The organism is Ruminococcus sp. YE71, from assembly GCF_900119155.1.
Taxonomy (GTDB): Bacteria; Bacillota; Clostridia; order Oscillospirales; family Ruminococcaceae; genus YE71.
Genome location: NZ_FPIR01000002.1, coordinates 212595 through 238354, shown reverse-complemented (window position 1 = coordinate 238354; position 25760 = coordinate 212595). Strand labels below are relative to the sequence as shown.

General features: G+C 55.9%; 19 protein-coding genes. 13 read left to right on the top strand and 6 right to left on the bottom strand.

The genetic code is table 11. The features are described from left to right. Window positions 1–7 precede the first annotated feature (7 nt). The 13 genes from BT142_RS02785 to BT142_RS02725 all read left to right on the top strand — a co-directional run bounded on the left by BT142_RS02785 (window position 8) and on the right by BT142_RS02725 (window position 19792). Window positions 8–211, top strand: coding sequence for a hypothetical protein (locus BT142_RS02785; RefSeq protein ID WP_072416676.1), 204 nt, complete (start codon window positions 8–10; stop codon window positions 209–211). Between the two features lie 472 nt (window positions 212–683). Then, window positions 684–3284, top strand: coding sequence for a cation-translocating P-type ATPase (locus tag BT142_RS02780; RefSeq protein WP_072416675.1), 2601 nt, complete (start codon window positions 684–686; stop codon window positions 3282–3284). 559 nt (window positions 3285–3843) lie between these two features. After that, entirely contained in the window at window positions 3844–5799 is a 1956-nt protein-coding gene (locus tag BT142_RS02775) for a CotH kinase family protein (RefSeq protein ID WP_072416674.1), read from the top strand. Between the two features lie 469 nt (window positions 5800–6268). Next, window positions 6269–8863 carry a glycosyl hydrolase 53 family protein gene (locus BT142_RS02770; protein WP_084659296.1) on the top strand — a complete coding sequence of 865 codons (2595 nt, stop codon included), beginning with the start codon at window positions 6269–6271 and terminating at the stop codon, window positions 8861–8863. 75 nt (window positions 8864–8938) lie between these two features. Further along, the gene (locus tag BT142_RS02765) at window positions 8939–10771 is read left to right on the top strand and encodes a hypothetical protein (protein WP_072416672.1); all 1833 of its coding nucleotides are present in this window, start codon (window positions 8939–8941) and stop codon (window positions 10769–10771) included. Next, window positions 10744–10965 carry a hypothetical protein gene (locus tag BT142_RS02760; protein ID WP_072416671.1) on the top strand — a complete coding sequence of 74 codons (222 nt, stop codon included), beginning with the start codon at window positions 10744–10746 and terminating at the stop codon, window positions 10963–10965. The genes BT142_RS02765 and BT142_RS02760 overlap by 28 nt, the downstream gene beginning before the upstream one ends. Then, window positions 10955–12070, top strand: a complete 1116-nt coding sequence (locus tag BT142_RS02755; protein ID WP_072416670.1) for a glycoside hydrolase family 53 protein — start codon at window positions 10955–10957, stop codon at window positions 12068–12070. Before BT142_RS02760 ends, BT142_RS02755 begins: the two co-directional genes overlap by 11 nt. Before the next feature lie 31 nt (window positions 12071–12101). Continuing rightward, a complete protein-coding gene (locus tag BT142_RS02750) occupies window positions 12102–13391 on the top strand; it encodes an extracellular solute-binding protein (RefSeq protein WP_072416669.1) in 1290 nt (429 codons plus the stop codon). 169 nt (window positions 13392–13560) lie between these two features. Next, window positions 13561–15075, top strand: a complete 1515-nt coding sequence (locus BT142_RS02745; protein ID WP_072416668.1) for a carbohydrate ABC transporter permease — start codon at window positions 13561–13563, stop codon at window positions 15073–15075. Continuing rightward, window positions 15075–15944 carry a sugar ABC transporter permease gene (locus BT142_RS02740; RefSeq protein ID WP_072416667.1) on the top strand — a complete coding sequence of 290 codons (870 nt, stop codon included), beginning with the start codon at window positions 15075–15077 and terminating at the stop codon, window positions 15942–15944. Before BT142_RS02745 ends, BT142_RS02740 begins: the two co-directional genes overlap by 1 nt. An 85-nt stretch (window positions 15945–16029) precedes the next feature. Then, window positions 16030–17178 carry an ABC transporter ATP-binding protein gene (gene ugpC / locus BT142_RS02735; RefSeq protein ID WP_072416666.1) on the top strand — a complete coding sequence of 383 codons (1149 nt, stop codon included), beginning with the start codon at window positions 16030–16032 and terminating at the stop codon, window positions 17176–17178. Window positions 17179–17184: 6 nt separating this feature from the next. Continuing rightward, a complete protein-coding gene (locus BT142_RS02730; RefSeq protein WP_084659295.1) occupies window positions 17185–18231 on the top strand; it encodes a LacI family DNA-binding transcriptional regulator in 1047 nt (348 codons plus the stop codon). A gap of 181 nt (window positions 18232–18412) precedes the next feature. Then, complete coding sequence (locus tag BT142_RS02725; protein WP_072416664.1) at window positions 18413–19792, top strand: hypothetical protein; 1380 nt, start codon at window positions 18413–18415, stop codon at window positions 19790–19792. A gap of 181 nt (window positions 19793–19973) precedes the next feature. On the opposite strand, the gene hypE is transcribed toward BT142_RS02725, so the two are convergent. The 6 genes from hypE to BT142_RS02695 all read right to left on the bottom strand — a co-directional run bounded on the left by hypE (window position 19974) and on the right by BT142_RS02695 (window position 25760). After that, a complete protein-coding gene (hypE, locus tag BT142_RS02720; RefSeq protein WP_072416663.1) occupies window positions 19974–20981 on the bottom strand; it encodes a hydrogenase expression/formation protein HypE in 1008 nt (335 codons plus the stop codon). Between the two features lie 37 nt (window positions 20982–21018). After that, the gene (locus BT142_RS02715; protein ID WP_072416662.1) at window positions 21019–21471 is read right to left on the bottom strand and encodes a GNAT family N-acetyltransferase; all 453 of its coding nucleotides are present in this window, start codon (window positions 21469–21471) and stop codon (window positions 21019–21021) included. A 40-nt stretch (window positions 21472–21511) separates the two neighbouring features. Beyond that, window positions 21512–22564, bottom strand: a complete 1053-nt coding sequence (gene hypD / locus BT142_RS02710; RefSeq protein WP_072416661.1) for a hydrogenase formation protein HypD — start codon at window positions 22562–22564, stop codon at window positions 21512–21514. Continuing rightward, complete coding sequence (locus BT142_RS02705; protein ID WP_072416660.1) at window positions 22561–22770, bottom strand: HypC/HybG/HupF family hydrogenase formation chaperone; 210 nt, start codon at window positions 22768–22770, stop codon at window positions 22561–22563. The genes hypD and BT142_RS02705 overlap by 4 nt, the downstream gene beginning before the upstream one ends. Before the next feature lie 31 nt (window positions 22771–22801). After that, on the bottom strand, window positions 22802–25135 hold the full coding sequence (gene hypF, locus BT142_RS02700) for a carbamoyltransferase HypF (RefSeq protein WP_072416659.1): 2334 nt from the start codon (window positions 25133–25135) through the stop codon (window positions 22802–22804). Between the two features lie 67 nt (window positions 25136–25202). Beyond that, a complete protein-coding gene (locus tag BT142_RS02695) occupies window positions 25203–25760 on the bottom strand; it encodes a hypothetical protein (protein WP_072416658.1) in 558 nt (185 codons plus the stop codon).

Here is a 25760-nt window from a genome sequence, read left to right as displayed (position 1 = left end):
GAGCATCATGACTACTTTGGGAGAAGATTTCGGATTGACGGAATACTCCGACGAGTTCATCAAGAAGATCGTCAGTTACAGAATGAACATCTTAAAGAACAGCGTACCGCGGGAGTACTATACCTGCGAGGAGATCGCCGAAATGGAAAATTGCAGTATCGACGACGTAGAAAAAATACTTGCCGCGACAGCGATAATGTGGACGCACTGACATTTGTTCGGTGCAGTCGGATAAGTACAGTGCCCCGAAGTGCCGTCAGACGCTTCGGGGCTGAACTTATCGGCAGGTGTGACGCGGCGCTCACGAACCTTAATTATGAACGTTTTTTACGTGTTCGTGAAAAAACAGCTCCGAAATTTGCCCCGTAACGTGCAATTTGTAAAAACTCATGAAAAACGCTTGACAAAAAACGCATTATAATGTATAATATATTCCGTAAAAGAGAGTAGTCGGCAAGCACACAGCTTGCGTGAACGGCGTCAATCACGATAGCGGCAGGGTCGAAAGCCTGTTGACCGCCATCCGCTGTCCACTCAAATGACGAGACTTTTATTAGAACAGAAATGCAGTCGGCATAGCGGCTTCCGTGTCGGAGGGCTATATTGTTTTGCGTTTTTTCTGTTTTAATAAAAGCCTCGTTTTTTTATGATTACTCAAGTTTTTTGCAGAAAGGACAAGCACTATGGCAGACCGCTACAGACAGACCCCCGAACAGCTCTACGACGAGCTGAACTCATCCGCTACAGGACTGACCTCAGAGGGTGCGAAGGAAAATGCCGCCAAATACGGCAGGAACGAACTCACTCAGGGCAAAAAGAAGACTCCCCTTCAGATCTTCCTCTCCCAGTTCGCGGATTTCCTCGTTATCATCCTTATCATCGCCGCGATAGTCTCGGCTTTCACTCACGATGTCGAGAGCACTATCGTTATCGTGGCAGTTATCACCATGAACGCGATAATCGGTACTATCCAGACACTCAAAGCAGAGCGCAGCCTTGACAACCTCAAAAAGCTCAACTCCCCGAACGCGAAGGTCGTCCGCAACGGCGAAAAGCTCATCGTTCCCTCCGAGGAAGTCACCGTCGGTGACGTCGTTATCCTCGAAGCGGGCGACAGCATCCCCGCTGACGGCAGACTTATCGAGTCGGCATCCTTGCAGACCAACGAGTCGGCGCTGACGGGCGAATCGCTCAACATCGACAAGAGCGTTGACAACATCGACCGCGAAGTCCCCCTCGCAGACAGAAAGAACATGGTATTTTCGGGCAGCTTCGTCACCTACGGACGCGGAAGCTACATAGTTACCGACATCGGCATGAACACCGAGGTCGGCAAGATAGCCACCCTCATCCAGAACGCCGACGAGCGCAAGACTCCCCTCCAGAATACCCTCGACAACTTCGGCAAGAAACTGTCCGTCGCGATACTCTTCATCTGCGCACTCGTCTTCGGTCTCTCCCTCATGAGAGCAAAGACCATCAACTTCGAGTCGGTGATGGCTTCCCTGATGTTCGCGATTGCCCTTGCAGTTGCGGCTATCCCCGAAGCGCTCAGCTCCATCGTCACCATCGTTCTCTCCTTCGGTACACAGAAGATGTCCAAGGAGAACGCCATCATGAGAAAGCTCCAGGCAGTAGAAGGACTCGGCTCGGTATCGGTCATCTGCTCGGATAAGACAGGCACCCTGACCCAGAACAAGATGACCGTCCGCCGCATCGTCTGTGACGGCCACAGAATAGTTGACACCAGCGTTGATGTCAGCAACGTACACGAAAAAGACCTCATCATCTCGTCGGTGCTCTGCAACGACTCCTCCTGCAAGGACGGCGTTGACATCGGCGACCCCACCGAGACCGCACTCATCCACTTCGCTCACAAGGTAGGTCTTTCGGATGAGGAGATACGCGAGAATTATCCCCGTATCAGCGAAATACCCTTCGACTCCGACAGAAAGCTCATGTCCACCCTCAACGTGGTCAACGGCAAGCACATCATGTACACCAAGGGCGCTACCGACGTCCTCATCGACCGCATGAACGTCACCGAGAGCGAGAAGAACGACATCCGTCATCAGGTGGAGCATATGTCCAAGAAGGGTCTGCGTATCCTCTGCTTCGCTTACAAGGAGTTTGACGGCGACACCATCGACATTCCCGACGAGAACGACCTCGAATACATGGGTCTTATCGCCATGATGGACCCGCCGCGTGAGGAATCCAAGCAGGCAGTCGCCGAATGTAAGAGTGCAGGCATCAAGCCCGTAATGATAACAGGCGACCACCTCATCACCGCTTCGGCTATCGCGAAGGAGATAGGCATCCTGGAGAGCTTCGACGAGGCAGTCGAGGGCAGCGCTCTCGACCAGTACACCGACGAACAGCTCGTTGACTTCGTAGTTGACAAGAGCGTTTATGCGCGTGTAACTCCCGAACACAAGATACGTATAGTAAAGGCATGGCAGACCCGCAACAACATCGTTGCCATGACAGGTGACGGCGTCAACGACGCTCCCGCCCTCAAACAGGCTGACGTCGGCGTTGCGATGGGTATCACGGGTACCGAGGTCTCGAAGGACGCGGCGGCTATGGTACTCGCGGACGACAACTTCGCGACCATCGTTAAGGCTGTCAAGAACGGCAGAAACATCTACGACAACATCAAGAAGTCCATCCTCTTCCTGCTGTCGGGCAACCTGGCAGGCATCATCGCGGTGCTGTTCAACTCCATCGCAGGCTTTGCGGCACCCTTCGCGGCTATCCACCTGCTGTTCATCAACCTGCTGACCGACTCGCTCCCCGCTATCGCGCTGGGTCTTGAGCCCCACTCGGATGAGGTAATGAAGCGCAAGCCCCGCCCCGCAAACGAGTCGATAATGACCAAGCAGTTCCTCTTCGGCGTCAGCTACAGCGGTATCATCATCGCAATCGCTACGATAATCGCCTTCATCATCGGCAAGCAGACCAGCAACGAGCTCGGCATGACCATGGCGTTCGCGACCCTCTGTATGTCGAGACTGTTCCACGGCTTCTCCGCCAAGGACGACGAACCCGTCATCTTCACGAACAAGTTCTTCAACAACAAGTTCGGTCTGCTGGCGTTCGTCGCAGGCATGATCTTCCTGAACCTCGTGCTTCTCGTGCCCGGTCTCCACAGCCTGTTCAAGATCTCGAAGGATCTCGACACCTCGGGCCTCCTCGTTATCTACGGTCTTTCGATCTGCTCCATGCTCGTTGTACAGGGCTTCAAGTTCCTGCTCATGACCATGAACAAAAACAAGGCATAATACATCTGCCCCTGAGCGTCCCAAACACTCAGGGGCGTTTTTATTACTGCCTGCTGGTTTAACCGGAGGAAGCTAAGGCGGCCCCCATTCCAAAGACTTTTAATATGTCGCTCGTTTGGTGTGGTCGGAAAGATAGACTCTCACCGTTTCAAGAGTGGCCATCTTATAAATACCGCAAATGAAGCGTTACTCTCTCATGAACGGCTTTTTGGCAAGGGGCAAGCTATTGAAGAGAAGAACTGCAAACTTCCCGACCTGAACATAATCAGGAAGAAGCACCACAAGCCAAAAAGTATTAAAAGTTTTAGTGAGGGGGTCTCCCCCAAGAATACCCGCCCCCCTCTGCGAGCATTTTAGCTTATAAGAATATATGCGTGTATTTTTGTACGGCAGAGGGGTCGGAGTGGCATGAGCTTTGAAATAGCGTTGGTTCGCTGTGTGGAAAGGCGTTCATATTTTTATATATAAGTCATACATTATTAACCAAAAACACGGCAGAATGTGATAAACTTTTATATAACAGTTACTCTTTCGGACAATTATAACGGAGGTCATAGATATGAACAGAAAGAAACTCGCCTGCTGCATGGCGGCACTCGTTCTCGCACTTACGGGCTGCGCTTCGGGCGGCGGCAAGAACAGCAGCAGCGCTTCCTCAGCCACCGCTTCACAGAGCGAAGAACAGGCAGGCACTCAGGAGAAAAAAGAAAAGAAACAGAAAGAAAAGATCATCGCCGAGGAGACCCTCGAACTTTCACAGGAGAGCGGCACTTACGCTTCGGGATTCGAGCTGACCATCTCCCCGAAAGACGGTCAGTCGGGGGACATCTACTATACCCTCGACGGCAGCGACCCCCGTACAAGCAGCACCCGCATCAGGTACGATTCCCCCGTGGAGATAACCGACCGCAGCTCCGATGCGAACATAGTTTCGGCAGTTGACGTAGGTCTCATCTCGGGCAACTTCACCAAGTACGACCGCAGGGAGCACACCTACTCCCCCACCGTTTCCGCGCCTGCCGACAGCGCCGTGGACAAGTGTACCGTCATAAGGGCGGCACTCGACGGGGCTGATTCGGTGGTCAGCACGCGCACATATTTCATCGGCGATATGTCGTCCCACATCCCCGGGGCGGCAGCCGCTGCCGAAGCCTCGGGCAAGCCGCTGGCGGTCATCAGCATCAGCATGGACTACAACGACCTTTTCGACTACGAGAAGGGCATCTACGTCAAGGGCAAGATCTTCGACGAAGCGTTGGAGCAGCGCGTCGCAGGCGGCGAAAACCTCGACGAGGAGAGCGCGAGGAAAATGCCTGCCAACTACAATCAGCGCGGCAAGGACTGGGAACGCACCTGCTCGGCGGAGATGCTCGAAGTCTCGGCGGACGGCGTGACCACCGCCTTCTCGCAGACCTGCGGCATCCGCATACAGGGCAACTACTCGCGCTCCGACTGGCAGAAGGGCTTTCGCCTCTACGCGAGAAAGGACTACGGCACAAAGCAGTTCTACTCCCCCGTTTTCGGCGAGGAGAACAAGGACATCGACGGCGACACTATCGACAGCTACAAGACCCTCGAACTCCGCGCAGGCGGAAACTGCGCTTTCCTGCCCAAGTTCAACGACATCTACTGGCAGGTGATGTCCGCCGAGCTCGACTGCGCCACAAAGGCTTCCCGTCCCTGCGTGGTCTACCTCAACGGCGAATACTGGGGCGTGTACATCCTCGAAGAGGATTACTCGGACAACTTCATGGAGTCCCACTACTGCGTGGATAACGGCAGCGTGGTCATCTACAAGGGCGACGCCGAGACATATCAGAAGGGCTACAAGCTGGACGAGGGCAAGCTCCCCGACGGCGTGACCGACGAGGACTACTTCATCAAGGAGCTGAACACCTTCCTCAGCAGTCACAACAGCCTTGCCGACCAGTCCGATTTCGACGAGCTGGCGAAGCTTGTGGACACCGACAGCCTGCGCGACTACTTCCTCGCGGAGGTCTGGATAAACAACAAGTGGGACTGGCCGGGCAAGAACTGGTCCATGTGGCGCACCGCCGAGAATGACGGCAGTGAGTACGGCGACGGAAGATGGCGGTTCATGTTCTACGACATGGAGTTCGGCGGAGTCAGCGGCATGGGCGACGCCTACACCAACACCGTCAAGGAGGACAACTACAAGCCGAAGGGTCTGCTCGATCAGGGCACGAACAACCCCGCGGTCAAGAGCTTCGCGCTGGCGATGACAAACGACGCTTTCCGAGCCGATTTCTGCGAGCGGCTGAACGCGATGGGAAGCGGCATCTACGAAGAAGGCCACGCGAACGAGGTGCTCGACGGGTTCACGGCGGCGTACTCTCCGCTGTTCGACCAGTTCTTCGCGAGGTATCCGGGCTCGGGCGACACCGACAACGCCATAAACGGCGGCTACGGCTCGGTGCAGTGCATCAAGGATTTCCTCGGCAAGCGTGCCGATGCCATAAGCAGTATCACCGACTGGATAGAAAAGAATATCTGATAGCCCGGAGCTGTCCGAAAGGACAGCTCTTTTTGCGTATGAATTTAACAGATAGATATTTCATGCAGGATGTCATGTGCCGAGCAAATTGTGAATATCAGCCGTTATGCATTCGCATCGCTCGGATAATGAGATATACGAAAACGTTATTTGTGTCATTTTACGGATAAAATGCTGATATTTACCGCCGAAGAAGGCAACAAACGCGCCGATTTGCGCAATAATCGGCAGGCTGAGCGCAACAGGTGCGCAAACGTTTTCGCAATTCGATACAAAAATTCGTGAATAATGCACAGTTATGTACTCTGAATTTAGTTGAAAATTGCCGTTGACATAACAGGATATGTATGGTATCATTTCATTTAAAAGCAACCGATTGCGCAAGAGCAGTCTGTTCCTGCGCCCGATCGGTGAAACGGGACGATCGAAATAATACAGACTGATAGCAAAGAAAGCGAAAGGTGCGAAGATGAACACACTACTCAAAAGGCTCGCCGCCTGCACGGTGGCACTCACGATGCTTATGTCGGCAGGCTGCGGAAAGAAGGACAAGTCCGCAGGCGGTACTTCGGGCACGGCAGAGGACAGCTCGGCGGCGGAAACGCTCGCTAAGGACATCAAGATGCCCGCCCTCGAAACTGTGACCCAGACAAGCGACTCGCTGTACGTCAAAAAGGTGGACGGGCTGACCGACAGCTTCATCATGGGCGCGGATATCTCAAGCGTCATCTCGCTGGAAAAGTCGGGGGTCAAATACTACGACTACGACGGCAAGGAAGCCGACATCTTCGAGGTGCTGAAGGCTTCGGGCGTCAACTACATCAGAGTCCGCGTCTGGAACGACCCGAAGGACTCCGACGGCAACGGCTACGGCGGCGGCAACTGCGACATCGACACGGCTGTGGAGATCGGCAAGCGCGCCACCGCGGCAGGACTGAGACTTCTGGTGGACTTCCACTACTCGGACTTCTGGGCAGACCCTGCCAAGCAGATGTGCCCTAAGGCGTGGAAGGACATGGAGATCGAGGAGAAAAAGCAGGCGCTGTACGACTACACCGCCGACTGCATGAAGAAGCTCAACGACGCTGGCGTTGACGTGGGCATGGTACAGCTCGGAAACGAGACCAACGGCGCCATGTGCGGCGAGAAGATATGGATGAACATCTACTACCTGATGGACGCAGGTTCGCGTGCGGTCCGCGAGAGCAACCCCGACGCGCTCATCGCGGTGCATTTCACCAACCCCGAATCCACCGACAGACTGCTCAACTACGCATCAAAACTCGACTACTACCACCTTGACTACGATGTGTTCGCGTCATCCTACTACCCCTACTGGCACGGCACACCCGAAAACCTGACGAGCATCCTGAAAGAGATCTCCGACACCTACGGCAAGAAGGTGATGTGCGCCGAGACTTCCTGGGCTTACACCCTCGAAGACGGCGACGGCAGTACCAACAACATCGGCGACGCTGTCACCTACGAGAAGCCCTACCCCTTCACGGTGCAGGGACAGTCGCGTGAGCTTCGGGACGTTATCGAGGCGATAGCGAACGTGGGCGACGCAGGCATCGGCGTGTTCTACTGGGAGCCCGCATGGCTTCCCGTCCCGGGGGACAGCTGGGAAGAAAAGTCGGCGCTGTGGGAGGAAAACGGCGCAGGCTGGGCGGCAAGCTACTCGGTGGAGTACGACCCCGACGACGCAGGGCTCTACTACGGCGGATGCTCGTGGGAAAATCAGGCGATGTTCGACTTTGAGGGCAAGCCCCTCGAATCGCTCAAGACCTTCGCACTGGTGAGAGAGGGCAACGTCCTCGACCCCGTTCCCGACGCGATAAAGGACACCGACATGATAGTAAGGCTCGGCGAGAAGGTAGTGCTTCCCGACACCGTGCCTGCCATATACACCGACGGCAGTGAGAAGGAAGTCGCCGTCAAGTGGGAGGACGCAGACCTCGAAGCCATGAGCGCAGGCGAGGCGGCGACCTACACGGTCAAGGGCGTCGCGGACGGCATGGAGACCGTCTGCCGCATCTCGATGGTCGAGGCGAACTACGTTACCAACTACAGCTTCGAGGACGAAGACCGCTCCATGTGGGTGCTCGAAAACAAGGACGACAAGACCACCGAGCTGGACTTCCAGCAGAAGCAGATGGACGCTGTGACGGGCGAATGGTCGGTACACTTCTGGGGCGAGACAGGCACTGACTTCGAGCTGTATCAGGAGATAAAGGACATCCCCGCAGGCAAGTACACGCTGGCGGCTTCGGTACAGGGTGGCTTCAACAAGGACGGCGAACCGCAGAACATCTACGTTTACCTCAGGGTCAACGGCGAGGAGACCACCGCAAAGGCGGAGATAACCGAGTGGGCTGTCTGGGACACCGCTAAGACCGAAGCAGTGGATATACCCGAGGGCGCGGAAGTCACCGTCGGCATCCACGTCGAGGCAGGCAAGGAATCCTGGGGAACCATCGACGATTTCCTGCTCAATCCCGTGGACGAGAGCAAGCCTTCCGACGAGAAAAAGTCCGACGGCAAGGATAACAAGGACAATAAGGACGAATCAAAGACCGACGACTCCAAGACCGACAGCAGTCCTTCGGGCGGTTCGGCAGAGGTCGCGAACGCGGGCTTTGAGGACGGTGAGAGCAGCTGGACGTTCGAGAATATCGACAACACCACCACTCAGATAGACATCCAGCAGAAAGCCGACGACGCCTACAGCGGCGAGAACGCACTGCACTTCTGGGGCGAGAACGGCACTAAGTTCAGGGCTTATCAGAAGGTGGCGGCGGCGGCTGGCACCTACGACCTGGCGGCGTTCGTGCAGGGCGGATTCAGCGGCGATGACAACTCGCAGAACTTATACATCTACTGCTCGGTCAACGGCACCGAGTACACCTGCCCCGTGACCCTCTCGGGCTGGAGCGTATGGCAGTCACCCGTAATAAGCGGCATCGTCGTCCCCGAGGGCGCGGAAGTCATCATCGGGATCTACGTCGAAGCAGGCGCTCAGTCATGGGGCACTGTGGACGACTTCGCACTCACACCGGCTTGATCTTAATGAAGAAATCAGAAATAAGAAAGAGGAAAGAGCATTTCTTATCTCTATAAAATAAAGGAAGTGACTGATTTGGAAGAAAAATTCGTGCTAAACCTGATCCATCGTCCCGAGCTTGCTCCCGAATACGCGGAGACGGTCATGGGGCAGGGAAAGAAGAAGGATATCACGCGTTCCGATCTCAGGGACGAATCGCTGGATATATTCATCTTTCAGCAGGAGACAGCCCACAAGAACGGGCTGAAAACCACCATCGAGATGACCTACGCTTCGCTGTTCTCGGAAGAAGCGGTAAGGCTCGCTAAGGAACACCACGAGAAGTACGGCGACGAGATAGGGCTCTCGCTGCTGGGACTCCCCTGCAAGGAGTTCCGCGACAAGTACAAGACCCATGACTTCTGCATATGGATGTTTTCGAGCGAGGACAAGCGTGCCATCGTTGACGATGTGTTCGGAAAGTTCTACGAGTGCTTCGGGTTCTACCCTGCGTCTACGGGCTCCTACTACATGGACGCGGAGCTCACCAACTACATCAAGGAGAAGTACCCCTCGGTAGTGTGCGCGGTGGCGACCTGCTGGGAGGAGGGGCCGAAGGCTTACCACACCTGCAACAACAGCTGGTACACCCTCATGGACGGCGGCCCGTGGGCTCCGTGGATACCCTCGAAGCAGAACACCCACGCTCCCGCGGCGAACGAAGAGGAGGACAGCGGCATCGTCGCGATTCCGCATCTGTCCCGTGACCTGCTCGCCTGCTACGACGGCAACGGCTCGAACTTCGGCACCCATCCGCAGAACGTGCTCCGCGGAATGATATATCACGACGGCAAGTACCCCTACCTGTTCAACCTCATCGACCAGTACAGGCACCTTGCGAAGTACAACGACGGCATCGCATACAACATGATGTTCGTGGGACCGGGATGGCTCAACAAGCTGGGCCGCTGGGAGTCGCCCTATGAGCTGCTGGCAAAAAGCTACGAGGACGGACTCGCATACTACGGTGAGCTGAAAAAGCAGGGCAGGCTCATCGACATGACGATGGAGGAGTTCGCACACTTCTACCGCGAGAACAAGCACTACACCCAGCCTGAATGTGCGCTCTGGAAGGACATTCTCTACGGCAGCAAAAAGCAGGTGTTCTGGTACTGCGACCCGTTCATGAGGGCAGGCATAGACATGAATCAGGGCGGTGCGCTGTTTGACCTGAGACCCTATGTCTCGAAGCTGGACTGGAAGTTCGGCATCGGTACGAAGAGGGTTCAGGATGTGTCCTATCCGTTCCTCATCCAGATGAACTACCGTGCAGGATACTTCACCCACTACGCAGGCGAGGGCACCATCCGCAGCTGCAAGATAAGCTGGAAGGGGCAGGAGACGGATATGTGCCTCTGCCGCACAAAGGCGCACTTCTCGCAGGAGGGGAACAAGCGTATGCTGACCCTCGACCCTGTGGACATCGTGTTCGACGGACTGAGCGCGAAGATACAGACGGTCATCACCTTTGAGGAAGGCAGCTCACGCATCGACTACAGACGCGAGATACTCGAAATTTCCGACGAGAACGAAAAGCTCGGCATCACCGAGTACATCACCGCCTGCTACGGCACCACCGAGTACCCTGAGGACATGACCGAGGTCGTGCTCACCGCCGAGGGCAGGGACGGCACAAAGACCATCAGCTACGCATACAAGGACCGCACCGAAACGGTCGAGGGAGCAAAGGCTCTCACGGCTGTGATACCGCCCATCGAGACTAAGGTCGCTTTCGGCAGCAAAGAGGACGCGGTCGGATATATCCACGAGGGCTACGCCTTCTCGCCGATGTTCACACTCGGCATCAAAAAACCGCTCGGGAAAGGAGATGTGCTGAACACATGGCTCAGTCTGCAAAAGGAAAACTGAATTTCAGATGTCCGTCCTGCTTCATGCGTGACATCGACATCGATATGTTCTACGACAAGGACATGAAGGAATACTACTGCATCCGCTGCTGCTATCACGGAAGCGAGGCGGACGTTCTCGCGAAAAACGAGATGGCAAGGTTCCGCTACCGCGACATGATGAAGCGCATCACGGTGGACGATTATGACGACTGACAGGCTCATAATGGGCTGCGACCTCTCGACCCTTGAGGACGTCGAAGCCGACGGCGGAAGATTCTTCGACGGCGGCAAAGAGGGGCTGTGCGACGATATTCTCATCAGCCACGGCTACAGCTCGGTCAGGCTCAGGGTCTGGAACGACCCCTACGACCGCAGCGGCAAGCCCTACGGCGGCGGCACCTGCGACACCGAAAAGATGATACGCACCGCAGTCAGGCTCAAAAACAAGGGCATGAGCTTCATGCTCGACCTGCACTACTCCGATTTCTGGTGCGACCCTGCAAGACAGGGCACCCCGAAAGCGTGGCAGGATATGAACCTCGATGAGATGTGCTCCGCCCTCGGCGAGTTCACCGAGAGGACGGTCAGCGCCTTCATGAGCGCGGGGGCAGCTCCCGAGTACGTTCAGGTGGGAAACGAGATCACAAATGGTATGCTCTGGGACACCGCAAAGCTCGACAGGAGCACACCCGAAGCGTTCGAGGAGAGCTTTGCAAGGCTCGCAAAGCTGCTGAAATCAGGCTGCGAAGCGGTGCGCAGAGTCTCGGACGCGAAGATAATACTCCACCTTGAACAGAGCGGCAGGAACGCCATGTGGCGCGAGTGGTTCGACGAGGCGGTAAAGCACGGCATCGACTTCGACATCATCGGGGCGTCCTACTACCCCCTGTGGCACGGCAGCCTCGCCACCATGAAAGCGAACCTCGACGACATGGTGAGCCGCTACGGCAAAGACGTGATGATAGTCGAGACCGCTTACCCCTTCACCGACAGGCACTTCGACCCGAACAGCCGACAGCTGATGATAAACGACAGCTTCACCCCCGATGACGGCTCGAAGCCCGCCTGGAGCTTCACACCCGAGGGGCAGGCGCAGTACCTGCGCGACCTGGTCGGGACTGCGAAGACCATCGGCGGCGGAAGATGTCTCGGCATCTACTGGTGGGAGCCCGCATGGATACCGACCCCGAATTCCACCTGGGCGACCCGTGAAGCCCTCGCGGACATCGGCGAGGAAGAAAAGGATACAGGCAACGAATGGGCGAACCAGTGCCTGTTCGATTACGACGGAAATGCGCTGCCCGCGCTTGACATTTAGGGCAATTTACTAAGATACGGAGGTAACTCATATGAAAATCAAAAGATTCCTTTCGGCAGCAATGGCACTCACGATGATCGCGGCAGGTCTTTCGGGCTGCGGCGGTTCGGATTCCGACAGCGGTTCGGGCGGCACAGGCGGCGGCTCGGGCAAGAAGTCGGGCGGCGCGGCTCAGGAGATAACCGTATGGGCTCCCGAGGAGATCAGCGAGCTGACCCAGCAGAAGCTCTCGGCGTGGGTGGATTCGTCCGACTGGGCAGGTCAGTACACCATCACCGTTTCTGCCATGGGCGAGGGCGACGCTGCAACTCAGATGCTTACCGACGTTGAGGCAGGCGCGGATGTTTACGGCTTCGCACAGGATCAGCTGGCACGACTCGTTGCGGCAGGTGCGCTTTCCGCTCCGGGCGGCGTGTTCCTCGACAATGTCAACAACAATAACGACTCGGGCTCCATCGGCGCGGCTACCCTTGACGGAAAGGTCTACGCTTACCCCGAGACTTCCGATAACGGCTTCTTCCTGTACTATGACAAGTCGGTAGTCTCCGACCCGTCCACACTGGAAGGCATACTCAGCGATTGCAGCGCGGCAGGCAAGAAGTTCTACATGGACATCCAGTCGGGCTGGTACAACGTGGCGTTCTTCTTCGCGACAGGCGCTCAGTGCTACTACAACTACGACACTGAGGGCAACGTTACCGACGCAGTCTGCGACTACAGCGGCGTCAACGGTCTCACCGCGTTCAAGGCGATGAACGACATGGCTCAGAACCCCGGGTTCGGACAGTCTCCCGACGGCGCGGCTTCTCTGTTCGACCCCAACGGCGGCACGGCAGGCGCCATCGTTTCGGGCACATGGGATTCCGCCACTGTCAAGGAACTTCTCGGCGACAACTTCGGCGCCGCCAAGATGCCGACCTTCACCGTTGACGGCCACACCTATCAGATGAGCGGCTTCGGCGGCTTCAAGCTGGTGGGCGTCAAGCCCCAGACCGATTCGGACAAGCTGACCTTCTGCCACGCTGTCGCGGACTACCTCACGAGCGAGGATATGCAGCTGGCACGTTTCGAGGCAAACGGCTGGGGTCCTTCCAACAAGAACGCTCAGCAGTCGGATTCCGTCAAGTCCAACGAAGCGCTGTCGGCACTCGCGGAACAGCTCCAGTTCTGCCCTGCTCAGGGTCAGTACCCGAACGCTTACTGGACGCTGACCGAGGCTTTCGGCACCGACATCAACAGCGGCAAGTACAAGGACGCATCCGACGCAGACCTGACCGCAGCTCTCACCGAGCTCGAAGCGGCTATCAAGGACGCAAAGTGATGCTCTCACGATAACACTACCCATAATTATTTCTCCACTATAAAAAGAGGAGCGGCAGCGCCGTGCTGAAACGGCGGTGTCTGCCGCTTCCGAAGTGCATGGAACTTCATACGCTTCGGAAACGGCAGATACATCAGACAAACCACTACCACGAAAGGATAGATGTTCAATGAAAAGACTACCCGAGCTCGAATACTTAGGGCTTCCGCCTGCGCAGCAAAAGCTGTATGATGTCAGGCTTTTCTTCGCGGAGCTTCCGAAGAAACTGCTCTGCGGACTGAAAAAAATACCGAGCGGCATCGGACGCTTCTTCGCGGCGGTCGGAAGATTCTTCTCTGACCTCGGCTCGATGTTCGTAAACGGCGACGTTAAGACGAAGCTCTCGTTTTTCATCATGGGCTTCGGACAGTTTTTCCGCAGACAGACAGGGCGCGGCATCATCTTCCTCATCATGGAGGCGCTGTTTGTCTGGTTCATGGCAGGGTTCGGCCTCGGATACCTCTCGGACATGAGCACACTCGGAACTGTCGCCGTCGAAAAGACGCTTAACGACTACGGCCTTGAGATAACCGTCTACAAGGACAACAGCCTGAAAATACTGCTGTACGGCGTGCTCACCATCTTCATCATCCTCGGTTTCCTGTGGACCTGGTACACGAACGTGAAACAGAACTACACCGCACAGGAGCTAATCGCCGAGGGCATACGCCCCAAGTCCTTCAAGGACGACCTGAAAAGCATCGCGGACGAGCAGTATTACAAGACCCTGCTGGCTGTCCCGCTTCTCGGCATCACGGTGTTCACCGTAATCCCGATATTCTTCATGATACTCATAGCCTTCACCAACTACGACTACTCCCACCTGCCCCCCGAAAAGCTGTTCTCTTGGGTGGGCTTCGAGAACTTCCGCACCATACTCTCCACCGACGTTTCGGGCGGCTCAAAATTCGCCTTCACCTTCAGGGAGATACTGATATGGACGATGATATGGGCGCTGGTCGCGACCTTCTCCAACTACTTCCTCGGAATGTTCGTGGCTATCTGCATCAACAAGAAGGGCATCCGCTTCAAGAAGGGCTTCAGAACTATACTCGTTATGACCATCGCTGTGCCGCAGTTCGTTTCGCTGCTGCTCGTGTCGAAGATGTTTGCGGATGAGGGCATCGTCAACAGTATGCTGATGGATCTCGGCTGGATAAGCTCGAAGATCGGCTTCATGACCACCCCCACCCTCGCAAAGATAATGGTGCTCATCATCAACCTCTGGATAGGCATACCCTACCTGATGCTCATAACCACGGGCGTGCTGATGAATATACCTTCCGACCTCTACGAGAGCGCACGCATCGACGGCGCTTCGGGCATGAAGCAGTTCACGAAGATAACCCTGCCGTATATGCTGTTCGTGACGGGTCCCTACCTGCTCACAAGCTTCACGGCGAACATCAACAACTTCAACGTCATCTACCTGCTGACCGCAGGCGCCCCCAAGACCATGTCCTACGAGGGCGGCGCAGGTCAGACCGACCTGCTGATAACATGGCTCTACACCCTGACCATGACCAACAACGACTACAAAATGGCGGCGGTCATCGGTATCCTTGTGTTCGTGGTGGTAGCGGTGATATCGCTCATCGTCTACAACCTGTCCCCTGCGATGAAGAATGAGGAGGATTTCCAGTAATGGCAGACACAACGAAAAAGTATGCGAGCAAATCGGGCAGAGAGCGCACCTCACGCATACTCATCTACGTCTTTCTGACGGCGCTCAGCATCATTTGGATGATACCCTTTTTCTACCTGATATGTCAGGCGTTCCGCGGCGAATCGCGGTCGATGGTGACCTACTTCTTCCCGAAGCAGTGGTCGCTGGAGAATTTCCGCATCCTGTTCAGGGAAACGGAGTTCGGTCACTGGTATCTGAACACGCTCATCATCGCGCTTTTCAACGCGGTATTGCAGACGGTCATCGTGCTTTGTGTGGCATACGCGCTTTCGAGAATGAGATTCAAGGGCAGAAAACTGCTGATGAACCTTATGCTGATACTGGGGATGTTCCCGGGGTTTCTCTCGATGATAGCGACCTATTTCATCTTAAAGCTCATCGGTCTGACGAGCGAGAACAGTGTGCCGGGACTTATCCTTGTGTACGCGGCAAGCTCGGGCATGGGATACTACATCGCGAAGGGCTTTTTCGACACGATACCGAAGTCGCTGGACGAAGCGGCGCGTATCGACGGCGCATCGAGGAGCAGAGTATTCTTCCGCATCATCATGCCGATGGCGAAGCCGATAATCATCTACACGATAATGATGGCGTTCATCGCGCCGTGGGGCGATTTCATGTATGCGTCGCTGATAACCTTCGGTCATGAGAAAGCCTACAATGTTGCGGTAGGATTATACAAGTGGCTGGACAAGGAGCATCTGAGCAATTATTTCACGGTATTCTGTGCAGGCGGACTGTTCGTATCAGTCCCCGTGACCGCGCTGTTTTTAGGACTCCAGAAGTACTATGTAGAAGGCGTAACAGGCGGAGCAGTAAAGGGCTGACCCCCAGGCCGCTCGCAGAGCGGCAACCCCTCAAAAAACCCAAAACACACAAACCAACAGCGAAGAAACATTCGGAGGAATATATATGGCTGACGTAAAACTGACAAATGTCAAAAAGCAGTACGACAACGGTTTTGTCGCGGTGCATGATTTTAACCTGGAGATAAAGCACGAGGAGTTCATCGTGCTGGTAGGACCGTCGGGATGCGGCAAGTCCACGACCCTTCGTATGATAGCAGGACTTGAGGACATCACCGACGGAACGATCGAGATAGACGGCACCGTCGTGAACGATATGGAGCCGAAGGACCGCGACATCGCGATGGTTTTCCAGAACTACGCGCTGTATCCGCATATGAGCGTTTACGAGAATATCGCTTTCGGCCTCAGGCTCAGAAAAGTCCCGAACAAGGAGATACACAAGAAGGTCACCGAGGCGGCGGAGATACTCGGCATCACCGAACTCCTCGGACGGAAGCCGAAACAGCTCTCGGGCGGTCAGAGACAGCGTGTTGCTATCGGCCGCGCTATCGTCAGAGTCCCCAAGGTGTTCCTCATGGACGAGCCGCTCTCGAACCTCGACGCGAAACTCAGGAACCAGATGCGCGCCGAGATAATCCTGCTCCGCGAAAAGATCCGCACCACCTTCGTGTACGTAACTCACGACCAGACCGAGGCTATGACCCTCGGCGACCGCATCGTTATCATGAAGGACGGCTACGTGATGCAGGTAGGTACGCCGCAGGAACTCTTCAACCACCCCGCGAACCTGTTCGTGGCAGGCTTCATCGGCACGCCCCAGATGAACTTCTTCGACGCGGAACTGAAAAAGGACAGAAACGGCTACACCGCCAAGGTCGAGGGTCTGAACGTGAAAGTCCCGAAACATATCGCGGATGCGCTTGACAAGCGCGAGAGCGTTCCCGAAAAGGTGCTCCTCGGCGTGCGACCCGAGAACCTTATCCTCACCGACAGCGGCGAAAGCATCGGCGCAAGCATTAAGGTCACCGAAATGATGGGCAGCGAGATACACATCCACGCTGAACTTCCCGACGGAAAGAACGTCATCATCAAGGTGCAGATAGCCGACCTTGACGACGACCAGCAGAATGAGATGCTCACAAGACACGGCATCGCCTTCAGGATCCGCGAACGCACTATCAACCTCTTCGACCCCGAGGACGGCAGAAATCTCGCCGTGAGCGACGCGGCGGCTGTCCCGACGAACGAATAATGACAAATGACAAAGGATCAGGTGTTGCAAAGCATGGATACCGAAATGAAGAATAAAAAGACCCAGCTCGAAGATATCGCGGAAGCACTCGGTCTTTCAAAATCTACCGTTTCAAGGGCTATCTCGGGCAAGGGCAGGGTCAGCGCAGAGACCCGCGAGAGGGTCATGCGCTGCATCGAGGAAATGCACTATACCCCGAATATGATCGCAAAAAGCCTCTCGGAAAGCAAGACTTACAACATCGGCGTGGTGATCCCGATGGACAGCAGCGAGACCGAAGCGCCCTTCTTCCAGACCTGTCTCATGGGCATCTCGAAGGAGTGCGCTATCAGGGACTACGACGCCATAATCGTCGGCACCGACAAGAACGACCTCTCACAGCTGAAACGCGTGGTCGGCAACCGCAAGGCGGACGGATTTATCATCATGCGCCCCGTTGCGAACGGCGAGATGGAAAAGCTGCTGAGAGAGAGCGGACTGCCCTTCGTCACTGTGGGTCAGAGCGTTGACAGCTCGGCGGTGACGGTGGACAGCAACCACAAGGACGGCTGCCGCGAACTGACATCCTACCTGCTGATGTCGAGCCCCGCCGACAAGATAGGGCTCATCATCGGAAGCATGGAGCACACGGTCAACAAGAGCCGCTTTGCAGGCTTCATGAAGGCGTTCGAGGCGGTGCATCGGGCACCCTCCCAGCAGATGATATTCACAGGCATCGACAGCGACCTGCAATTCTCGAAGGCGGCGGCGGCGCTGCTCAAAAACGAGCCCGACTGCATAATCTGCGGCGACGACGTGCTCTGCATCAAGCTGCTCAACATCCTCAACGAGATGGGCAGGCGCATCCCCGATGACATAAGGGTCGCGTCCTTCTACAACAGCTCCCTGCTGGACGTGTATCAGCCGCCGATAACCTCGCTCATCTACGACTCGGAAGAGCTGGGGTCTGTGGCCGCGGCAAAGATAATCGAGATGCTCGGCAGCAGCAGCTCGAACGAATCCGCGCTGCTCAGCTACGAGATGCTCGTGCGCAGGTCTACACAACAGGTCTGAACCGACAGCACCGCAGACTGCTTTGCGGTGCTGTTTTTGTGCTTTTTGTCAGAAATGTACATAATCAAATGGCAGAATTGTCTGAAAAGCACCTTGTAAATTTTCATAAAATATGCTATAATATTAATATGTATATGCGCAAGCGATTGCGCCTGACTTGATTTTGGAGGACAAGAAAGAAATGAAAAGCATTATAAAAAGAACTGCGGCAGGATTTGCGGCTGCGGCTCTTGCTGTTACCGCTGCGGTCTCGGGTTCGATATTCGCGGTGGCTGACGGCGTTGAAGTCAAGAACGCATTATTTGAGACCGACATCTGGGGCGACGGCGGCGCATGGGCTGTCTCTGTCGATTGGGACACGGGCGCTACCGTTTCCTACATAAGCTATGCCGACAAGGGCGCGGACGCTCCCTCGACGGGTTCCGCAAACGGCGTGAACGTGTGGTTCCCCTCCGACTGTGACGGCGGCGAGGCTGTACTGACCCAGACCGTTTCCGTGCCCGCAGGCGAGTATGCCATCAAAGCACAGGGCATGGGCGAGAACTGCGACCTCAGAGTTTCGATGGGCGACTGCGAGAGCGGCAACGTTGGCATGAACGGCTGGAACGTCTGGAATGAGGCTTCCACCGAATTCAGCTGCCTGAGCGCAGGCGATGTGGAGATAAGGATAATCGCAGACTGCAAGCCCGGCGGCTGGATATACCTCGACGGCGTGACCGTTGATGTCATCAGCCTTTATTCCGACTCGTCTTCAAACAGCTCGGGCGATACGTCAAGCTCGTCTGTCCCCGATGACAGCGAATCGGAGTACGAAGACAATTCTTCGAGCGTGCCCGACTCTTCTTCCGACACGACTTCTTCCAAGCCAACTAACACCACTCAGAACAACACCATCTACAACGGCAACTTCGAGAAGGTCAGCGAGACCGACCTCGTGGGCTGGACCGTTGACTGGAAGGACGAGCTCAAGTGCTGGTACGCGACCGACGAGCAGAAAAAGGGCAGAGCCGACCTCGCGAACAACTACCTGAACGTATGGGCTGAGAAGGCTGTTCCCTTCTCCCTCAAGCAGACCGTTCACTTCACCCCGGGCGACTACAAGATAGCCTACAGCCTCGACGCCAACGAGAATTTCGACACCGGCGTTAAGGTCAGAGTCGGCAGTCTTGTGACCACCGCTTTTCCCAAGGGCGAAGGCTGGGAGAAGTGGAAAAAGTGCGCGTCCGACAAGTTCACCATCACCGAAGAGGGCGACTACGAGGTCGAGTTCTTCGGCGACCTGGCGGCTGACGCGTGGTTCGCTCTCGACAACATCGAAGTCAAGGACGGCGGATATGACCCTGCTTCGGGTTCGGGCAGCACCTCTTCTTCGAGCAGTTCGGGCAGCAGCACAGCCAAGTCAACCACAAGCACCGCGGCGGGCGGCGGCTCGACAAGTTCCGCAGCCGCCGATTCGACTGCCAACACCGAGACAGGCGCTGCAAACACCGCAGCACAGGCTTTCCTGCTCGCATCCGCAGCGGCGGCCGTCATCGTGGTAAACAAGAAGCGCAAGGACTGATTTTTTCAGACAGCAATATAAAAAGCTCGGAAGTTTCACGCTTCCGAGCTTTTTTGATGCCGATTTTATGTGTGGGCTGCTCATTTGGCTCTCTTACGGGTAAGAGCGACCTTCCCTCAGCAGGGACTCTTTGTAGCCGTGCAAAGCAAAGGCGGAGGTTCTCCCCCTGTAGAAATCGCACTCAGCAGATCCTCGGCAGGAGCTCGCCCTTCGGCTGCGGGAGCATGGTCTGCGTGCCGATCTCGGTCTCCATGATGACCTTGCCGACATTGTCCGCGGTGACGTGCCCAATGACCGCCGCATTTGCCGAGTACTTGCCCTCGCGGAGCTTCGCCACCAGCGCGTCCGCGTGCTCGGCAGGCGCGAAAATGACCAGCCTTCCCTCGCAGGCGAGATACAGCGGCTCAAGTCCCAGCATTCCGCAGACGCCCTTCACACGGTCGTCAACAGGTATAGCCTCGCGGTCGAGGGTGATGCCGACACTGCTCTGCGACGCGATCTCGTAAAGCACCGTACCAACGCCGCCGCGTGTTGCGTCGCGGATAACGTGTATGTCGTTCGTGACCTCGAACATACTTTCGACAGTGTGCCACAGCGGTGCGCAGTCGCTGTCAACGTCCGACTCGATGCCGTAGTCGTCGCGCGCGATAAGGATGGTGCAGCCGTGCCTGCCCACGTCGCCCGTCACGATGACCGCGTCCCCGGGCTTCGCGAGACTGCCCGAAGTGTGGGCATTCTCCATGATCTGCCCGACACCGGTGGTGTTGATGAACACGCCGTCGCACTGACCCTTGCCCGTCACCTTGGTGTCGCCTGCGACGATGCGCACGCCCACCTCAGCGGCGGTCTTTTCCATCGCAGCGGCGATCTGCTCCAGGTCGTCGAGGGGAAAACCCTCCTCGATAACGAATCCGCAGGTCATGTAGAGCGGCTTTGCACCCATGCAGGACAGGTCGTTGACCGTTCCGCAGATAGACAGCTTTCCGATGTTTCCGCCGTTGAATTTCCAGGGCGAAACGATGAATCCGTCAGTGGTCATGGCAAGCCTGCCGCTTATCGCAGGAAGCACTGCCGCATCATCGGCGGTAAATTCGGGACTGTCAAAGTGTGCCTTGAACACACGCTCGATAAGTTCACTTGTCTGCTTTCCGCCCGCACCGTGAGCTAAAGTTACTGTATTGTTTGACATTGTTTTTTCCTCCGTTTTTAAGATAGATCAGAATTTATCATTTGATCTGTTTTACATATACTCTTGACACTCCACCGTAAATGCTTTCCATTTGCGTTATATACTCAAATCCGTATTTTTCATATAGACCAATGTGATCTGTTGATAAATATATTTTAGGTATATTATATTCTTTAGCCAGAGATTCAATTTTCTGAAACAGCAGTCCAATATACCTATGCCCCCGATATTGTGGGAAAGTATATATAAATCCGCACCAAGGGGAATAGTCTGTTGATAGAATTTCGTCTTTCTTTGCGAATGTACAGAAAGAAATCAGTTTATCTTCGTCCGTAAGCAAAAGCAGTTTAGAGCCTTCACCCACAGTATTAAAAAAGGTGCCATCACTTAACAGTTGATATAGGTATGCTCCGGCGCTCCAGTCACTTTTTCCGATTTCATCAAGCCAATGCCTTTGCCTTTCGTTTTCATAAAAGCTGATTACTTCCAATTGTAATTACACCTCTAAATCCCGATTTATCATGTTTTCTTTATTCTATCTCGCTGTACTGATAGTACGCCGCACAAGCCCCTTCATCCGACACCATGCACGCGCCGACCGGGTGGAGCGGTGTGCAGCCCTTGCCGAATACCTTGCAGTCTGACGGCTTGCACTTGCCTTGCAGAACGTCGCCGCAGCGGCAGGCGGGGTTCGGTCTGCCCTTTATCTCGGGCATCGCGTATTTCAGGCGAGCGTCGTAATCGGCGTACTCGGCTCTGAGCTTCATGCCCGACATGGGTATCAGCCCAAGTCCGCGCCACTCGCTGTCGCACGGCTCCATAACGCGCTCCATCAGCTCCATCGCCGACTTGTTGCCCTCGTCCTTCACGACGCGGGTGTAGCAGTTGCGGAAGAACGGCTCGCCCTTTTCAAGCAGACGCACAGTCACCGCCATCGCCGTGATGAGTTCGCTCGCCGTGAATCCTGCCACAACGCCCGACACGCCCTTCTCCTCGCACAGCTTTATGCAGGCGGAATTTCCCGTGATGGCGTTCACATGACCGGGATAGAGGAACGCGTCCGCGCTGCCCACCAGCGCATTGTAGGCGTTCGGCATGGTCTTGTTCGCAGTCAGCAGCGAGAAGTTTTTCAGCCCTGCCGCCTTAGCCTGCTCAGCCGCGAGACACGCCGACGGGGTAGTCGTCTCAAACCCGACCGCGAGGAAAACAACCTGTCTGTCGGGGTTTTCCTTGGCTATCTCCACCGCGTCGAGCGGCGAGTAAACGGGACGGATGTCCGCGCCCTTTGCCCTCGCCCCCGCAAGGCTCATCTCGGTGCCCGGCACGCGGATGAGGTCGCCGAAGGTGCATATAAGACATCCCTTTTCCAGCGCCAGCCAGCACGCCTCGTCGATGAAGCCCACCGCCGTTACGCACACGGGACATCCCGGGCCCGAGATAAGGTCGATGCTTTCGGGCAGCAGCTTTCTCAGTCCGATGCGGAATATCTCATGGGTGTGCGTGCCGCAGACCTCCATGATGCGCAGCGGTCTGCCGCTGTAACCCGTGATAATGTCTCTTGCTTTTTTTACGCTCTCGGTCATAGCAGATCCTCCATCAGCTCGTCGGCTTCTTCGGCCTCGTCCTGCGTGATCTTCGCGATAGCCACGCCTGCGTGTACCATCACGAAATCGCCCGGCTCCAGATCCTCAAGGATGCCCGCGCTGACCTCGCGCTTTGCACCGCTCGCATCAATAACAGCCGTTCCGTCCTTAACATTAACAACTCTTGCAGATAATCCAACACACATAACAATATACCTCCGTAGTATTTTTTATCTATTATTTCAGGACCCCGTGCGCTGCCTGACCCACGCAGATGCCGCCGTCGTTGGGCGGGATGAGGGTGTGGAGCAGAACGGTGAAGCCTGCCTTTTCGAGGGCGGCTTTTGTCAGCTTCACCAGCAGACGGTTCTGGAAAACGCCGCCGCTGAGTGCGACCTCGTTCAGTCCGTGCTTTTCGCGCAGCTCGATGCAGGCGATGCGAATCAGCTCGGAAAGCGCCGCATGGAACTCGAAGGCGAGCTGTCCCGCGTCGCCGCCGTCCATGAAGCGCCGCGCTATCTCAGCCGCGAGTGCCGAACTGCCGAGGGTGATGAAGCCGCTGCCCGACTCGGTGTCGGCAGTCATTTCTATCGGCAGCGTCAGCTTCGTTTCACCGTTTTGTTTTACGTAGCGCTCGGCGGCGGTCATCAGCGCGGTCGAAGCCTCGCCCTCGAATGTCGAAGCCTGCCTGATGCCGAGTATCGCCGACACCGCGTCGAAAATGCGTCCGCAGCTGGTCGAAAGCACGCTGTTGACCCTCTTGTCAGCCATCGCCGACTGTATCTTGAAGGTCTTTGCGTCGCACAGCCCGAGCCGTTCGCAGACCGCCTGCGCGTCCTCGCCGAACCCCTGCCGAATCAGCTGAACGGCGATGCGCCAGCCCTCCTTCGAGGAGAGGTCGCCGCCGCACTGCATGAAGGGCGCCACGCTCCCGACGCGCTCGTAGCTGCCGTAGCCGCAGATCATCAGTTCGCCGCCCCAGATCGTGCCGTCGTCGCCGTAACCCGTGCCGTCGAAGCTCACGCCTATCACGCGGCTGTCGGGGGCAAGGCGGTTCTCAGCCATGCAGGACAGGATGTGCGCGAAATGGTGCTGAATCTTCACGAGGGGCAAGCCCATCTCTTCGGCAAGCTCCTCCGCCACCGTCACCGTGTTGTACATCGGGTGCGTGTCGCAGACGATGACCTCGGGCTCTGCTTCCAGCAGACCGATCATGCGGTGAACCGACTCTTTCAGCGCCCTCACCGTGCGGATGTCCGCCATGTCGCCCACGTAGGGCGACGCGTACAGCAGACCGTTCCGCGCGATGCAGAAGGTGTTTTTCAGCTCGCCGCCGATGCCTATCGCCTGCCGACCCTCGCCGCCGTGAAGCATTACGGGCAGCGGCGCAAAGCCCCTCGAACGGCGTATCATATACGGCTTCCCGAACAGCCAGTCGCAGACCGAGTCGTCAGCGCGGATGCGTATCTTTCGGTCGTGGGTGAGGATATAGTCGCAGAAGCCCGGTATCTCGGCGAGTGCATCCTCGTCACTGCGGCAGATGGGTGCGCCCCTCGCGTTGCCGCTGGTCATGACGAGACAGTCGGTGAAGTCAAGCCCGTCGGGGTAGTCGAACAGCAGCATCTGCACGGGCGCGTATGGCAGCATCACGCCCACCGTGTCGTTGTCGGGGGCTATCTGCTCCGAGAGGGTGCTGTCGGGGCGGCGTTCGAGCAGAAGTATCGGCTTCTGCCAGCCCGTGAGGTACTCGCGCTGACCCTCGGCGACGAAGCACTCGCGCTCGGTGGTCTCAAAGTCGCGCATCATTACCGCGAATGGCTTCATCGGGCGGCGTTTCAGCTCGCGGAGCCTTGCCACTGCCGCCGCATTGTGAGCGTCGCAGCAAAGATGGAAACCTCCGATGCCCTTGACCGCCGCGACCTTGCCAGCCATTATCTCGCGCCGTATCAGCCGAATCGCGTCGCCGTCGAAAATGTCGGTGCCGAGTATCCGAACCCTCGGACCGCAGTCGTTGCAGCAGACGGGCTGAGCGTCGTAGCGTCGGGTGGCGGGGTCGTGATATTCGCTGTCGCACTCGGAGCACATGGGGAACTCGCCCATGCTGGTGCGCACGCGGTCGTAGGGCATGGTGTCGAGGATCGTCAGCCGCGGACCGCACTGGGTGCAGTTGATGAACGGGTGGAGATAGCGCCTGTCGTTCTTATCGAACAGCTCGGTGCGGCACTTGTCGCAGGTGGCGATGTCGGGCGAAACGAAAATATCGCCGTACTCCTTCTTGCTCTCGATTATGCGAAAATCCGCAAATTCGGGGAACTCACCGTCCTCGCAGGGGTCGATGTCCAGCCCCAGTATCACCGAGCGTTCGGGCGGCGAATTGCGCACGATGTCGGCGTAGCGGTCTATCTGCTCGCCGCTCCCCTGCACTATCGCCTCGACATACGAGCCCTTGTTCGCCACCGTGCCGCAAACGCCTGTTTTTTCAGCCGAAACAGCCATAAACGGACGAAATCCCACGCCCTGAACTATGCCGAAAATTTTCATGCGAACGGTCTTTAACGCCAAATCACGCACCTCCTTGTTAAAGTAGAAATAAGAAATCAGAAATCAGAAAGAATTTTTCTTTTAAAGAGAATACACCCTATTCTTTCTTACCTATTTTATATACAACAGGACAAAAATAGCTGTCCTCATTTGCGACTATCACTCTGTCTCCTGTCTCAATTTTCGGGAAATCCCTGCTCAGACAGCATACGTTTTCATATATCTCTCCGTTTATCTCGACAGTGCAGTAGTAATAGTCATAAACGGTCTCAAACAGTGTATATCTGTGCTTGTAAGTTCCTGCTTCAACGGTTTTTTCATACGGAAGATAAACAGAGCATTTTCCCGAGGAATTAGCACATCGGACGGTCTTGTCAACTACCGCTGCATAGCAGGCAGATGTTTCACGGCGTTTGGATGACGGTGCTGACAACATACCGAAAAATGCAAATACAAGGCTGTAAAAGACAGGAAATTCTTTCTCGGCAAGCAGCGTATAAATGCCTGCGATAAGGCTTATGACCATGACAGCAGTTAAGAATATTTTCAGAGTCTTTTCTCCGCTTTTCTTTTCGATCATTTTTATTTCGTCAGCAGTGACCTTTTCATCTTGTACCGCCGAAAGCATTTGCAGATAACCGTAGGTGAGAACCAT